This is a genomic window from Paenibacillus sp. NPDC058898, assembly GCF_049316025.1.
Taxonomy (GTDB): domain Bacteria; phylum Bacillota; class Bacilli; order Paenibacillales; family Paenibacillaceae; genus Paenibacillus_AQ.
Genome location: NZ_JBMOSM010000004.1, coordinates 109,606 through 123,604, shown reverse-complemented (window position 1 = coordinate 123,604; position 13,999 = coordinate 109,606). Strand labels below are relative to the sequence as shown.

Genomic DNA, 13,999 nt, shown 5'->3' with positions numbered 1-13,999 from the left:
CTTGTGATTGAGAAATTCAATGAATTCTGCCATCTGAGCAATACGAAGCGCATCACCACCTTTATAAGATAACCCCACAAAATGGGGCCTTGCTCCGTCCATTCAGGTACTGTGCGGGGACCACGAAATTATAATAATGTTAAGAAAAACGTCTATCGACGTACTCTCCAAGAAGACAGGCCGCGTTTAGCGGTAGTTTTGCTTGCGATATTCAGGCTGCAAATCCTCCAAAGTTTATACTTCCTTATCTCTTCAGAAAGACTTGATGAATCTAGCCTTTAACCGAACCTACCAGCACGCCTTTGACAAAATATTTTTGCAAGAACGGATACACCATCAAAATCGGGATCGTTGCCAACAAGATCGAAGATGCTTGTATGGACTGCGGCGTCGCGTTAATTGCGGCGTCGACATTATCTTTCAGAAAGTCTCCGCTGGACGAAACCAGCAATTCCTTCAGGTACAGCTGCATGGGTTTGATCGCCGGGTCAGTAATGTAAATCATCGCCGCAAAGTAGTCATTCCAGAAAGCGACCGCAAAAAACAATCCAATCGTTGCCATGACCGGAAGCGAGAGCGGCACAATGACCGAAACCAGGATGCGGATGTTACCCGCGCCGTCCAACTTGGCGGATTCCTCCAGCTCATCCGGAAGGCCCTCGAAATAGTTTTTGATGATGAGCATGTTGTACACGTTCACCATCGCCGGCAGGAATAACACCGGGAAGGAATTCACCAGATTCAAATTCTGCATGAGGAGGTAAGTCGGAATCAGTCCGCCGCTGAAGAGCATCGTGAATACGAAGATCAACAGCAGGCCTTTCCGTCCCCGCAGCCGGTATTTGGACAACGGATAAGCTGTCAGCGTGGTCAGAAACAAACTGCAAGCTGTTCCGATGATCGTCAGAAAAATGGATACCTTGAGCGAATTCAAGAACATGGAATCCTGCAGCACATACTTGTACGTTTCGAATTGAACCCCGACCGGGAGCAGTCCAACCTGGCCCGATATGACGGCTCCCTCGCTGCTCAAGGATTTCGCGATCAGGTTCATGAAAGGAAGCAGGGTCGTTAAACCCATCAAGATGAAAAAAGCATAATTGAATACCGAGAAGCATTTTTCCGAGAACGACGTTTTGATGACACCTCGGGTGGTGTTTGTTCCTTCCAAAGCTTTTTTGTGATCCATTTGCGCCACCCTTTCTTTACCAGATCCCGCGCTGTAAGTATTTTCTGCTCATGGCATTGCCCATGATGACCAATGTGAAGGATATAACCGCTTCGAACAAGCCAACCGCGGTCGAAAAACTGTAATCCTGGTTCCCGAGACCCTGCCGGTATACATAGGTTCCAATGACATCCGATACCTGGTACACCACCGGATTGTACATGACGAGAATCTGTTCCGTTCCCGCTTCCAGCACGTTCCCGAGCCGCAGGATAAACATCAAGACTATAATCGGGGCGATCCCCGGGAGCGTAATATGCCACAGCTGCTTCCATCGTCCGGCCCCGTCGATCTTCGCCGCTTCATACAGCATCGGGTCGATCATTGTAAACGCTGCCAAATATACGATCGTGCTCCAGCCCGTTTCCTTCCAGCCTGCCGACGTGATCAGCACGCTCCGGAACACGCTGTTATCCAGGAAGAACGCAATCTGCTCCATGCCCAGGAATACCAGCAATTTGTTGACGATTCCTCCGTTCGTTGAGAGGAGATCGATAAACAATCCGCCAACAATGACCCAAGACAGGAAATGCGGAAGATAGATGACGGTTTGCACCGTTCGTTTAAATACCATATTCCTCAGCTCATTGAGCATCAGGGCAATAATGATAGGGAGCGGAAACAAGATCACGATTTTCAGGAAGCTGATGATGACCGTATTTTTAAATACCTGAGCAAAATCCGGCGACGTGAACAGCTTCTCGAAATGCTTCCATCCCACCCACGGACTGTCTGCAAATCCGGTGAATATGTTGAAATCCTTAAATGCAATTGTAATCCCGTACATCGGCGTGTATTTGAACAGTAAAATGAACAAGATGCCCGGTACGAGCAGCAGATAAAGATCCCACTCTTTCCATATGTCCGACCCTAAACGGCCCCAATACCCTCGTTTTTTCTTCATCTCTCTATACGGTGCCGGCGATGGTTCTATCGTGGGTTTCATCGACTCGTCTCCCCCTTTCTATTGATTCAATCTCCTTGGTTACTACAAATTGTAATTCCCGCCGAAGGGACTGAGTAGGCGAGGATCATTACTATTTATGGTAATATGATGTTGTGTTGGGGCATGGACGTCAGTAATTATGTCATGAGGTTACGACGGGTATTTCATGAGGTGTTAACTTGTTACGATCGGCTAATCGCTGCCAACCGAAATTCATAACTGAAATTCAAACCATTTGCTTTCAAAACCCTTGGACCATTTGAACCCCTAGCCCCATTTGAACCTTCATCGAAAAAAGAGGATTTGTTCATCACTCCGCATGCGGAATTGTTCTTCCGATCCCTGTTACCCCCGGATTTCTTCTGAATGAATGAAACAATGTTGAAATCCGGGGATAAAGGGGACCGCTCACGCTTCTCCAGAACAATTCAGCCTGCTCCGTTGAAGCTTACTCAAGAATGAAGTTGGCATTCGAAGCACGGCAATGCCGTGCTTCGTCGCCAAGCGAGGCCTCCTCTGCTCTGCGCCGAGCTTGCCTCCCTAGCCTCAACCATTCTGCGCGGGTGATTACTTCCGCCCTGCCGATGGTTGGGGCTGGGGGTAAAAGCAAACGAGCCGTTCGGGATGTATGACCCGAACGGCTCGTTTGCTTGGTTTATGTAACTGCGCACACTATGCTGCGCTGCGATTTGCTCCCTCCCCCACCCTCATGGGGGGAGGCTTTTGGGATGGTTTGGACCCACTTGGACCAGCGGAGAGGACGTATCGATTCCGGAAAAACGATAGTGGGCGCCTTTGGAGCCGAATTTCTTCCGCTGTAATCATCATTCCGGAAATTTGGCGACGACAGCGATTGGAGGAACGATACGACCGCGGAGCGGCTTTCTCTTTCTCCCTTCCCCCAACCTCAAGATGGGAGGCTTTTGGGGTGGTCTAGACCCACTTGGACCAGCGGAGAGGACGTATCGATTCCGGAAAAACGATAGTGGGCGCCTTTGGAGCCGAATTTCTTCCTCTGTCATCATCATTCCGGAAATTTGGCGACAACAGCGATTGGAGGAACGATACGACCGCGCAGCGGCATAGAACGATGGGTTTTCAAGCCTTCACAACCCAGCCGACCTCACTGCTCACCCTTTGAACTCCCCCGGATTTACCCCCCAATACTTCCGAAACACCTTGGTGAAATAACTAACATCGCGGTACCCGACCAGCCGAGCTGCATCGTACACCTTGAGTCCTTCCTGCAGCAGCGACTTGGCCCGCTCCATTTTGCGTTCCAGCACATAGGTCGAGAAGACAACCCCCATTTCCTGCTTGAACAGCCGGCTGAGATAGGAGGAATTGACATAGAGCCGATCTGCCACCGTATGCAGCGTAATTTCCTGATCCATCTCCTCCTCAAGCAAGTTCAGGATATCCTTCACTACCTGATGGCTTGTCGTTTTCCGCTGCTCGCTCATAAAGGAAACGATATGCCTCACCGTGCGCTCCAAGAGCGACCAGGTTTGCATTTTAGTGCTCAGCAGCTTGACGTTTTGGAAGAAATCGATATCCTCGCCAACGACTTTTTTTACCGTCCAGCCCTGCTTCTGGATCATTCGGGTAAAGAAGCTGTTCATGTATAGAACCGCCTCATGGAATTCATCCGAGGATTCGGATCTGGAGAAGGCTTCTTCCCATAATCCCTTCAGCGCCTCCAGGGCTTTCGTCTCGTCCGCGGTTTCAAGCGCGATCTCCAGCGTCTTCTCCAGATTCTGCTGCACGATCACGCCCTGGATATCTCGTTTGTGCTGCTCCCGGTAAGGAATCGCGAGGTCGTGTCCGTACACGACGCGGTCCTGAAGTGCCCGGCAGGCTTGCGTATACAGCAGGCTCATATCTTCAATCGCCCCGATCGAAGCACAGATGCCGGCACTTGCCGTCAACTTCAGCACTTCCTTCGTCTGGGAGAGCAGCTTGGATACATCGGCATTCAGCCGCAGCATGGCCTCCTTAGCGTCTTGATTTTCCTTCACGAACAACACCACCAGCAGCATACTGCCGGAATCCGACGTGATCCAGAGAGAGGGATGGGATAACAGCTCCTTAGCCAGGCACTGCATCGTGAACTGCAGCAGCTCAACATCCCCCCGTTGAAACCGTGTCTCATGCTCCGGCAGCGGGTCCAGGTCCACCACGGCTACCGCGATGCGGTCTTCCTCCTTCAACGGAATATATAATTCCTTGCTCTTGCTAAGAACATCCTGCTTTGTATATTTGCCGCTCACCCATTGGATAAAAAATAGATTTTGCAGGTGCGGGAGATTGTCTTTCCATTTCTGTTCCAACGCAGCCTTGCGCTGCCACTGCTCCAGGTCTTCCCGCAGCTGCTGCCTCGCTTCAAGCACCGCTTCGAGGATATCCTCCTCGCCGGCGGGCTTCAATAAATATTTGGAGACCCCATATTCCAGCGCAAGCTGCGCGAATTCGAAGTTATCATGTCCGCTCAGAATGATCATTTTTGTCAATCGGCTGATGTCCTGCCGGCTTCGTAGCTCGCCGAGGAGCGTCAGTCCATCCATTTCAGGCATCTGCACATCGATCAGCATAATATCCGGTTTCTTCCGACTCACAAGCTCAAGCGCCTCGACGCCATTAGAAGCCATACCGACCACTTCAATTCCATGCATGTCCCACGGGATATTGTAAGCCAGTGCATTACGCAGCCGGGGTTCGTCTTCCACAATCATGAGATTCATTTATGTCTTCCCCTTTCGAGCATCTATAGATGAGTACCTACTTCAGGTTAACTTCCTTGCAGCGATCCAGCGGAATGGAAATCGTGACGGTTGTGCCTTCGCCTGAGACACTGTGAACCGTAAGTTGGGCATCCCTGCCATAATACAGCTTCATTCGGCTCAGCACGTTCCGTAGCCCGAACAGATCCTTCACATGCTCTTCATCCTGGGAAGACGCCGGCACGCTGCGGGAACCCATCATCTCCAGTTCATGCTGAATATAACGGAGCCGTTCTTCCCTAATCCCCGGCCCGTTATCTTGTACGCTGATGACCACGGTCTGCCCCTTTTCAATCCTGCTGGATATGACCAGGCTCCCTCCTGAGGATTTACCCTCCATGCCATGAATGATGGCATTCTCCACCAATGGCTGAAGAAGCAGCTTGAGGAGCGGGACATGCTTGCTCTCTTCCGAAATTTGATAATCCACGGTGAAATTGTCCATGAAACGAAGCTGCTGAATTCGTAGATAGTAGTGCAAATGGGTGATGCTCTCCTCAATCGTGAACACCTGCCTGCCCTTGTTCAGGCTCAACCGGAAAAACTTCGACAGATTCATCACCATCTCGCTGATCTCATCCGCATCGTAGTTTTTGGCCGTCCAGTATATCGAATCGAGTGTATTGTATAGAAAATGCGGATTGATCTGGGATTGCAGAAACTTGAGCTCCGTCGTCGTTAATCGCAGCTGCTGCTCGTAATGATCCTCGATCAGATGCTTCTGTACGACGGCCATCTTGTTAAACGACTGGATGAGAAAACCGAACTCGTCCTTCCGCTTGGTATCGACATGAATATTCAGCTCCCCACTGCTGAGCCGCTTCATCCCGCGCGACAATTTCAACACAGGGGAGGCAATTCCGCTGTACACCACCCATGAAATAATGATGGCCAGCAGGATGCTTAACCCGATGATCGCAACTGTGAACAGGCGCAGCTGATCAGTCTCTTTGTACAGCTCACTTTTCGGCTGTACCAACGCGAGACGCCATGCGGAGTAATCCGAGTCAATCGCTACGGTCATATCCTTGTCAGAAATGTTATCCTCATGCACTCTGCCGGTCTCCACCACCACTTCTCCCTTTTCGTTCAACAGGGCGATACGGCTGTTCTCGGAGGGAAGCAGCGTCTTGATGATGATTAACAGCTTGCTCTTGTTAAAAGACACCACCAGCAGATTCGACTGCCGTTCGCTGTTGTAGAGGTCCATGGCCCGAATCAAGGAGACGCTGTCCGTATTCATCATCTGTCCAAACGTGATGCCCTTCGCTACAGGATCTTCCGACATGACGTAGGAAATCCCCGTTCCGTTCCGCCGCGCGGCTTCGACAAGCCATTCCTGCTGCGTCTCGCCCGTCAGCTTTTTGCCGCCGTAATGGGTAGAGATAAACCAATTGGACGCCTGATGATACACCGAAATATGGGATACAAACCGGTTCACCGATACGGAATTCGATAACTGTTCCAAAATATGCTTGAAATCCATGATCGATTGAGAAGAAAAGTTGGTGCTGTTTTTGTTCAGCAGCTCATTCATTCCAGGGTCGCTTGCAATCAAGGTGGATATCTCCTCCACATTTTGCAGCGCCAGATCAAAATGGTTCATCGCTGACGAAAGCGCCATCTCTGTCCGCTGAACCGCCTGTTCGTAGAGAATATCTCGAGAACGTTCCACCGCAAACAAGCTGATGATGACCAACGGGAGCAGGATCAGCAGAAAATAACCGGTCAAACGGGTTTGAATATTTTGCGAAAACCGATCCCGGACCCAGCGAGTCAACGCCATCATTTGACTCCCCCCTCTCTTGGCGGCCGACATCATTGTTTGGAGTACCATTCATTCACTTCCTTCGTGATTTCATCTCCTCCTTCTTCCATCCATGTCTTCACATAGTCATCAAAGGCATCCAGTGGTTCCAGCCCCATAATAATGTTCATAAACACATCCTCCAGATTTTTAAGCTTATTGCTGTACTTCGTCATGGCAGGTGTGGGAACGCCATAGAATGCATTGGGAATAATATGCGAGTTAATCATTTGCAAGTTGTTGTATAGATTGAAATCGCCTAGTGAGTCAAGCCGCTCCTTAAACAGCAATTGGTCCGGCACATCAACAAGCGACTGATAAATGCCACGGTACAAATGCTTGTCGTGAAGCGCAAAATCCGTAACAATCGCCCCGTCCTCCCAACGCCAGATTTCGTTCTCGAAGCCAAGCTTCAGCGTCTTATAGTCGCTGGCGATAAAGTCCAGAAACTTAATCACTTCGGCTGCTTTCTCCGATTCGGCGGGAATGACATTGTAGCCGCGGATAATGTCCTTGCCTTCCACGCCTTTAAATCCGTCCGGTCCCGTGGGATACGGAAGCGGCATCCATACAGCCTCCGGGTCTTTGCTCATGTTGGCCGCAATCGGTCCCCGCGTGTCGTACCATGCTGCAGAGAAGAGGCCCACCGTGCCATTTTCTATTTTTTCGAACATATTATTTTGCAGGTTAAGAGGAAACTCCCGATCGAGCAGATTCTCCTGATACAGCTTGGCAAAAAACGCGAGGGTCTCCTTCGTTTCAGGCAGAATGCTTCCGTTCACCAGCTGCCCGTCCCGTTCAAACCATGTATTCCGCTGCGTGCCGAAGGCGCCGAAGAACGGGGAAGACCTGCCCAGATTCGATGTCAGGGTAAGGCCGATCGTATCCTGCACGCCGTTGCCGTCTGGGTCATCGAGCGTAAAGGCACGTATGACTTCGTAATATTCCTCCAGTGTTTCGGGCGGCTCCAGGCCTAGTCGATCCAGCCAATCCTTGCGTACATACATCAGTTCTGCACCAGTCACTTCATTTAAGCTCGGAACCGCATAGATTTTACCTCCATATCGGACCCGATCCCAGACCTCGGGTGGAATTTTCTCCTTTAGATGAGGACCATACTTGTCGATTAACTCATCCAGCGGCATAAATGCCTTTTGCTTGACATAATTGTCAAACCACACCGGTTCATACGTATGGAGCATATCCGGCAAGTTGCCTGAGGACATAATGACATCCAACTTCTCGTTGTATACCTCAGACGGTGGAAGATTAACCCCGATCTCAAGACCCGTGCGTTCCTCGATATAATTTAGATACGGATTGTCATTCTCGTCCATCCCCGCAGGGAACGTCATCCCGAGACTTGAAATAACGATGCTGATGGATGCGCTCTTCGGTTGACTCTCCGGCGAATGGTCCTCCTCCGAAGGATCCATAATGTTACATCCAGCAGCAAGAAGCATCAGAAATACACAGACGGGAAGCCATAGAACGTTACCTTTTAGCAGCCTTGACACCCTTCGATTCCCATGTTGAAAAAACTCATCATTACAGGCCTTGTTCATCGGCATATGTCCTCACTCCCTCCAGCTAGTAAGCTAATATTACTATATTACGATTTTATGGTGAGTAAGCTCACCTTTATAATCATTCTGTAATGTTTAGCAGCTTCCTTCACCTCGGACAAAAAGAAAAAGCCGCCCCCGGTCATTCCCAAACCAGGGTGCGGCTCTAACTTTAGCTAAAATATTCATCCTGACATCAAGGACCATCAGGTCCTTTTCACTGCTCGTGTTATTGTTCGGCACAACACGCACGCGAGAATAAGATCCCGTTCCAATCGATCGGCCCGCCTAGACTAGTGAGGACAATTGGACCAATCACACTATTTCGGCTCCTCTTGATCACTGCCGTCTTCCAGAAGGGGAATTTCTTTACGCTGCTCTTCCGATTCCACCTGAATCACTTCGAACGTATGGCCGCAGTGAGCACAAAACTTAGCGTTCATAGCAGAGCTGTTCCCGCAGGCTCTGCATACCTTCTCATCCGTAAGATTCGCGATATGAAGCAGATTTTGTTCGATTTCAAAATTCAATTGATGAATCTTGTCCACGTAGCTTTGAATACTCTCCTGATCAGGCGGCCACTTCCCAGCTTCGGTTGCAGCAAATACAACCTTGCCGATTTCCAGAAGCTGTTCATCGATGTCGCTTTTTTTACCGTTGTTCTGCAGCTTTAACCGATTGATCTCCACCAGCGTTTTAGCTTTGTTTCCAGCGTCGGACACACCGGCCTTAAATTTATCAAAAAAACTCACGTATGCTCTCCCCTCTCTGTTCACCCGTTTAATGCTGTTATTTTATTCCTATAAGGAGATTCTCAGAATTTTATCATGATCGGTATAGTTCACGCCAGCACCCAGGCCCCTTGCAAACACCTGAATCGGAACGTACGTCACGCCGTCGATCACTTTAGGAGCGACCGCAACGGTTTCCGATTTGCCGTTGTAAAAGACGGTTTTGCTGCCAATCGTGAGTGTTATCTTGTGATTGCCTCTTTGTACACCAATACTGGCCGCTTCACGATTCCAGCTAACCTCAGCTCCCATTCCTTCAGCGATTTCCCGCAGTGGCACCAGATTGATGTTGTTATACACCAACGGCTCACTGTCAAACTTCACCACGCTGCCGTTAACGTAAACTTTAAGACCGGACTTGGCATAGGCCGGGGCTGCCGGCTTCGGCGCAGTGGATTTTGTCGTGCTATTCTTCGATGATTTGGCTTTAGGCTTGGATGAGGACGACTTGCTGCTTGAAGAGCTTCCTCCGCCGTTATGATAATGATACTCGCCATAAGACAGACCCCAGCGTTCGCAATTGGTGCGGCAGGTATGCCCTCCATTGGCATCCGTTCTTCCCGGATGAGCAGAAACGACCGATCCTGACACAAGCAATAAAGCGATGGTGCAGCACAGCATTTTTTTCTTCATAACTCAAATTACCCCCTGGTATAATATTCCTCCAATACATTCTAGCATATTTCTTATATAGCAGATGAATATATAGAGATACATTACATAGAAGGATGATTATTGTCATGCTGATGATCGCTTGCATGGTTTCATTTTCACCCCTCGCGTTTATTCGTTACATATAACGGAACCTTTTGTGCCAAAATATTTCCAGAAAGGAATGAGACCCTAATGAGCAAAAAGAAACCTGAATATGACGGACAGTTCCCCGGCGTAGACCCTATTCCCGAGCCCGATCGTCCGGATCAAGCCGCAACCGACAAGCTCGATGATCTGGTTCTTGGCATTTTGGAAGATAAAGATACATCGAAAGTTGATATCGATCCCGATACGGAAAATTACGATAAACTTCGCAAAAAGTAAGACAAGTCTCGCTTCAATATAATGTAAAAAATGAAATCAATCTGTAAAAGTGTTCAAAAATAATTTATCGTTCTCATTTTGAGAACGATTATTTTTATGTTATGATTAACACAGAAGCTTGGGACGAAGGGGGAGTAACCGTGAACCGTTTCTTAAAAACAGCAAAAATTCTTTGGATGCTGGTACTTGTTCTGGTTACGGCATTTGCCCTTTACATTCCCGTCCAGGAGTATTCCAGCAGCGAAACCCACGATGAGCGGTATGTTTATAAGCACGACCTTCATCTGAAAGTAGCTGTTCTGAAACACTCTCAGATTCTCTCCAAACTTAAGGCAGCCGGCAATACCTTGCCACTGTTCTTATTGATGTCGGCCGTTCTCATGTTGCAGGCTCCCAAAACACGTCTGCCCTATCGGCCGATCATTCCGCTTCGGCTCCGGCTTTTATTATTATTCCCCATTAAATACACATCGAAGTTCGTTTAGATTCCTCCCCTTTTCGCATTCAAACTGACTGCGGTTTCTTAAATTCGCCAATTTTTCATCTCTCAGGCAACCATACAATCAACCTGTGCTAATTGACGTATGCACGTAGGTTTATTAAAGACTGTACAATTTCACCCTGAATGGATTGTTTTATTTGGCTGCGTATATTTTTGAGATCCGTGTGACCGGTCTGCAAAAAAAACTAAAAGTGTATTTTTAGGAGGAGTTTAACCTATGCATGTTCGTGAAACAGATTTGCCCGGAATCGGCAAGAAATTCGTAATTGATACCCGCGGTGGCGATAAACTGGTCATTATCATTCATGACGACGGCCGCCGTGAAATGTACCATTATGAACATGACGATCCGGACGAAAGCATTTCCATGATTTCCTTGGACGATGATGAGGCTCGCCAAATTGCTGCCATCGTTGGCGGTCTCACTTATAAACCTAAAGCGCTGGAAACCATCGACATGGCGCTGGACGAATTGATTATCGAGTGGTATCGCATCGAGTCCCACTATTACGGGGCAGGTAAATCGATTGGTGATTTGGACGTGCGCCAAGCCTCAGGTGCAACCATCATTGCGACAGTTGATAAAAACAGTAAACAAATCAATCCCGGACCTGACGTTATCATCACACCGGACTCGACACTCGTTGTCGTTGGTGAACGTCAACAACAGCGGCTATTTAAACAAATCTTGATGAACGGACGTGGTTGATGAATGGATCATTTGGTTTTAGAAGTTGGACTGGCGATTTTCCTGATCGCCCTGGCGGGGTTGCTATCAGCTAAACTCCGGTTTTCCGTCGTCCCTTTCTACATTCTGATAGGGATGGCGGTAGGGCCTCATGCTTTTCATTTTGGATCATTCGATTTTCGTTTTATTGAAAGTGCTCCGTTCATCGACTTTATGGGTCGCATCGGCGTACTGTTCCTTCTGTTCTATCTTGGCCTCGAATTCTCAGTCGGCCGGTTAATTAAATCAGGGAAGTCCATCGTAGTTGGTGGCAGCATCTATATTGCCATTAACTTTACGCTTGGACTGATGATCGGGATCTTTTCCGGATTCCCGGTCGCGGAAACACTCATTGTTGCGGGAATTACCACTATCTCCTCAAGCGCTATCGTAGCCAAGGTGCTGGTTGACTTGAAAAGAACGGCGAATCCCGAAACTGAAATGATTCTCGGTATTATCATGTTCGAGGATGTGTTCCTGGCTGTATATATCTCTATTCTCTCCGGCCTCGTATTAAGCGGATCATCATCGCTGGGCGGAGTACTGATATCTGCGGTAATCGCCCTTGGATTTATGCTGCTTGTCCTTATTATTGGCCGTAAAGCCGTACCGCTCCTGAATAAGGTGTTAAATATACGGTCGAACGAATTGTTTGCCTTGGTTGTTTTTGGCGCATTGTTCTTGCTCGCAGGATTCGCCGAAACGATTCATGTTGCCGAGGCGATCGGCGCTCTGCTCGTCGGGCTTGTCCTGGCTGAGACGGAGCATCGTGAACGCATTGAGCATCTGATATTACCATTCCGTGATTTCTTTGGAGCCATATTCTTCTTTAGCTTCGGTTTAACGATTGTACCTTCCGAGCTTGGCGGAGCTGTGTGGTTATCGCTAATCGCCGTTATCATCACACTCCTTGGTAACTTTATTGCAGGTATGCTTGCTGGACGCAGTGCAGGGTTGTCCTCCAAAGCATCCTCCAATATCGGTCTGACCATCGTATCCCGTGGGGAATTCTCCATTATTCTCGCTAATATGGGTAAAGCGGGCGGACTTGCAACCTTCATCCAGCCGTTCGCAGCCTTGTATGTGCTGATACTGGCTATTCTCGGACCGCTGCTCACCAAGGAGTCCAAGCATGTGTATAACTTCTTGAACAAAATCATTAAATTTAAAGACTATAAGGAGAAGAAACCGGTTAAACCGAAGCTAAAGGATGAAAGTGCAAGCGGATAAAGGAGGGTACATTGCCTATGGTTCAAGCCCATGTTCGGGTAACGAACGGTCCGCAAGAGACCGTAAGCAAGGCAAGTACACGAAGAAGAATGAGCATGGCTGCCATCGGAGGCCTGATAGCGGCGTTCGGTTTGGATTTATTTCTTGTTCCCGGCGGCATCATCGCGGGCGGCGTAACGGGAATTTCCGCGCTCGCCTCGCATCTGACGGGACTTCATACAGGCATGTTTCTGTTTGCATTAAATCTGCCCCTGCTCCTGCTGGTCTACCGTGGGGCCAATCGGGAAAAAGCCGTCATTGCCACCGTCGGGCTGCTTACTTTTTCCGTATGCTCGATCCTGTTCTTTCCGGTTCCCGCTCTCATCGACAGCAAGATCGGGAGCGCAGGCATCGGCGGCATTTTCCTTGGGCTGGGCATCGGTCTCGGCCTTCGTTACGGCGTCGTCCTGGACTCACTCCAAATGCCCAAGATTCCGCAGCAGATATCACATCTGCTAACCCGCTTGAAGCTGCCATACATCCATATCATGGTCAATACATGCGTACTGACATTGGCAGGGCTGCTTCTCGGCTGGGAACGAGCGATGTACTCTGCGATCGCATGTCTCATGGCACTGGAGACCGGACGTATTACAACTTCGAGCCTTCCGCTTAAACGAGAGGTCCGGATTCGCAGCTTGAGCGAAGTGGAAATCCAGCATACCATGAAAGCCATCATGGGGTATGAATCCCAAACTGCTGACCCTAAAGATGACTCTATGTATGAAGGTGAAACCATCGGTTCGACGCAGCTGATCTATCGGGTTCACATTCTGGAGATGCCCAGATTCAAATCCATCGTGAGAAGCCTGGATCCGAATGCCGAGATTACCATCATTCAGAAGTAAGTTTCTCTCTTCCATGTAAACAGGCCGGCTAAGGGTTTGCCCTAGCCGGCCTGTTTTTTTATCAGAAAGTATAAACTTCGAAGCTTAGGCCTTCCTGATATCGCAAGAAAAACATCCCCTAACCGCGGTCTGTCTTCCGAGAAAGTACGTCGATAGACGTTTTTCTTATGATATCTCTGCTATTTACGAAACTGCTGGATCAGAAACAGAATTAATGAGCCTACCACGCTGATGACGAGGCAGGTTACGATCGGAAAATAAATTTTGACATGGGGTTTATCCACCACGATGTCACCCGGCAGCCGGCCGACAAATCGTCCAATGACAGGCCAGATCAGCCCGATCACGATCAGAGCGCCGCCAATCCATAGTAGAGCCCGAGTTACAGGATGCACGATACGGTCACCTCATTCATCAAATCAAACATGAAACACGCAGGTTTCCTTGTATCATAAAGGATTTGAGATGCCTCATGCAAGGTCAGGCCCTTCCTATCGA

General features: G+C 48.9%; 14 protein-coding genes. 6 read left to right on the top strand and 8 right to left on the bottom strand.

Translation table 11 applies throughout. The features are described 5' to 3' along the window. Positions 1 to 271: 271 nt before the first annotated feature. Both ACOZB4_RS12525 and ACOZB4_RS12520 read right to left on the bottom strand, forming a co-directional pair. Positions 272 to 1,189: a carbohydrate ABC transporter permease gene (locus ACOZB4_RS12525; protein ID WP_379416374.1), complete on the bottom strand. Its 918-nt coding sequence runs from the start codon at positions 1,187 to 1,189 to the stop codon at positions 272 to 274. A 16-nt stretch (positions 1,190 to 1,205) separates the two neighbouring features. Beyond that, on the bottom strand, positions 1,206 to 2,174 hold the full coding sequence (locus tag ACOZB4_RS12520) for an ABC transporter permease (protein ID WP_379416380.1): 969 nt from the start codon (positions 2,172 to 2,174) through the stop codon (positions 1,206 to 1,208). A gap of 943 nt (positions 2,175 to 3,117) precedes the next feature. Here ACOZB4_RS12520 and ACOZB4_RS12515 point away from each other — a divergent pair. After that, on the top strand, positions 3,118 to 3,315 hold the full coding sequence (locus ACOZB4_RS12515) for a hypothetical protein (RefSeq protein ID WP_379416094.1): 198 nt from the start codon (positions 3,118 to 3,120) through the stop codon (positions 3,313 to 3,315). Here the strand turns inward: ACOZB4_RS12515 and ACOZB4_RS12510 are convergent. The 5 genes from ACOZB4_RS12510 to ACOZB4_RS12490 form a co-directional block, all read right to left on the bottom strand. After that, positions 3,305 to 4,915 (bottom strand): response regulator, encoded by a 1,611-nt coding sequence (locus ACOZB4_RS12510; RefSeq protein WP_379416092.1) that lies wholly within the window; start codon positions 4,913 to 4,915, stop codon positions 3,305 to 3,307. The genes ACOZB4_RS12515 and ACOZB4_RS12510 overlap by 11 nt on opposite strands. A 37-nt stretch (positions 4,916 to 4,952) precedes the next feature. Beyond that, positions 4,953 to 6,791 carry a sensor histidine kinase gene (locus ACOZB4_RS12505; RefSeq protein WP_422759542.1) on the bottom strand — a complete coding sequence of 613 codons (1,839 nt, stop codon included), beginning with the start codon at positions 6,789 to 6,791 and terminating at the stop codon, positions 4,953 to 4,955. Continuing rightward, positions 6,773 to 8,332: an extracellular solute-binding protein gene (locus ACOZB4_RS12500; protein ID WP_379416087.1), complete on the bottom strand. Its 1,560-nt coding sequence runs from the start codon at positions 8,330 to 8,332 to the stop codon at positions 6,773 to 6,775. The genes ACOZB4_RS12505 and ACOZB4_RS12500 overlap by 19 nt, the downstream gene beginning before the upstream one ends. 314 nt (positions 8,333 to 8,646) lie before the next feature. Next, on the bottom strand, positions 8,647 to 9,078 hold the full coding sequence (locus ACOZB4_RS12495; protein ID WP_339271852.1) for a zinc ribbon domain-containing protein: 432 nt from the start codon (positions 9,076 to 9,078) through the stop codon (positions 8,647 to 8,649). Positions 9,079 to 9,126: 48 nt separating this feature from the next. Continuing rightward, positions 9,127 to 9,750: a stalk domain-containing protein gene (locus ACOZB4_RS12490; RefSeq protein WP_379416084.1), complete on the bottom strand. Its 624-nt coding sequence runs from the start codon at positions 9,748 to 9,750 to the stop codon at positions 9,127 to 9,129. A 213-nt stretch (positions 9,751 to 9,963) separates the two neighbouring features. Here ACOZB4_RS12490 and ACOZB4_RS12485 point away from each other — a divergent pair, with 213 nt between their 5' ends. The 5 genes from ACOZB4_RS12485 to ACOZB4_RS12465 all read left to right on the top strand — a co-directional run bounded on the left by ACOZB4_RS12485 (position 9,964) and on the right by ACOZB4_RS12465 (position 13,501). Continuing rightward, a complete protein-coding gene (locus ACOZB4_RS12485) occupies positions 9,964 to 10,155 on the top strand; it encodes a hypothetical protein (RefSeq protein ID WP_076320507.1) in 192 nt (63 codons plus the stop codon). Positions 10,156 to 10,295: 140 nt separating this feature from the next. After that, positions 10,296 to 10,640, top strand: a complete 345-nt coding sequence (locus ACOZB4_RS12480; RefSeq protein WP_339271849.1) for a hypothetical protein — start codon at positions 10,296 to 10,298, stop codon at positions 10,638 to 10,640. Between the two features lie 234 nt (positions 10,641 to 10,874). Further along, a complete protein-coding gene (locus tag ACOZB4_RS12475) occupies positions 10,875 to 11,366 on the top strand; it encodes a cation:proton antiporter regulatory subunit (protein WP_076320505.1) in 492 nt (163 codons plus the stop codon). A gap of 3 nt (positions 11,367 to 11,369) precedes the next feature. Beyond that, a complete protein-coding gene (locus ACOZB4_RS12470; RefSeq protein ID WP_098742636.1) occupies positions 11,370 to 12,614 on the top strand; it encodes a cation:proton antiporter in 1,245 nt (414 codons plus the stop codon). 17 nt (positions 12,615 to 12,631) lie between these two features. Further along, positions 12,632 to 13,501, top strand: a complete 870-nt coding sequence (locus ACOZB4_RS12465) for a YitT family protein (RefSeq protein WP_379416104.1) — start codon at positions 12,632 to 12,634, stop codon at positions 13,499 to 13,501. Between the two features lie 179 nt (positions 13,502 to 13,680). Here the strand turns inward: ACOZB4_RS12465 and ACOZB4_RS12460 are convergent, their stop codons facing one another. Continuing rightward, positions 13,681 to 13,896 carry a DUF2905 domain-containing protein gene (locus tag ACOZB4_RS12460; RefSeq protein WP_379416080.1) on the bottom strand — a complete coding sequence of 72 codons (216 nt, stop codon included), beginning with the start codon at positions 13,894 to 13,896 and terminating at the stop codon, positions 13,681 to 13,683. Positions 13,897 to 13,999 lie beyond the last annotated feature (103 nt).

What these genes read in the sequence shown, in the direction of transcription:
- ACOZB4_RS12475 (WP_076320505.1), top strand. Translation starts at nt 10,875, where the DNA reads ATGCATGTTCGTGAAACAGATTTGCCCGGAATCGGCAAGAAATTCGTA.
- ACOZB4_RS12520 (WP_379416380.1), bottom strand. Translation starts at nt 2,174, where the DNA reads ATGAAACCCACGATAGAACCATCGCCGGCACCGTATAGAGAGATGAAG.
- ACOZB4_RS12470 (WP_098742636.1), top strand. Translation starts at nt 11,370, where the DNA reads ATGGATCATTTGGTTTTAGAAGTTGGACTGGCGATTTTCCTGATCGCC.
- ACOZB4_RS12525 (WP_379416374.1), bottom strand. Translation starts at nt 1,189, where the DNA reads ATGGATCACAAAAAAGCTTTGGAAGGAACAAACACCACCCGAGGTGTC.
- ACOZB4_RS12465 (WP_379416104.1), top strand. Translation starts at nt 12,632, where the DNA reads ATGGTTCAAGCCCATGTTCGGGTAACGAACGGTCCGCAAGAGACCGTA.
- ACOZB4_RS12490 (WP_379416084.1), bottom strand. Translation starts at nt 9,750, where the DNA reads ATGAAGAAAAAAATGCTGTGCTGCACCATCGCTTTATTGCTTGTGTCA.
- ACOZB4_RS12505 (WP_422759542.1), bottom strand. Translation starts at nt 6,791, where the DNA reads ATGGTACTCCAAACAATGATGTCGGCCGCCAAGAGAGGGGGGAGTCAA.
- ACOZB4_RS12510 (WP_379416092.1), bottom strand. Translation starts at nt 4,915, where the DNA reads ATGAATCTCATGATTGTGGAAGACGAACCCCGGCTGCGTAATGCACTG.
- ACOZB4_RS12485 (WP_076320507.1), top strand. Translation starts at nt 9,964, where the DNA reads ATGAGCAAAAAGAAACCTGAATATGACGGACAGTTCCCCGGCGTAGAC.
- ACOZB4_RS12500 (WP_379416087.1), bottom strand. Translation starts at nt 8,332, where the DNA reads ATGCCGATGAACAAGGCCTGTAATGATGAGTTTTTTCAACATGGGAAT.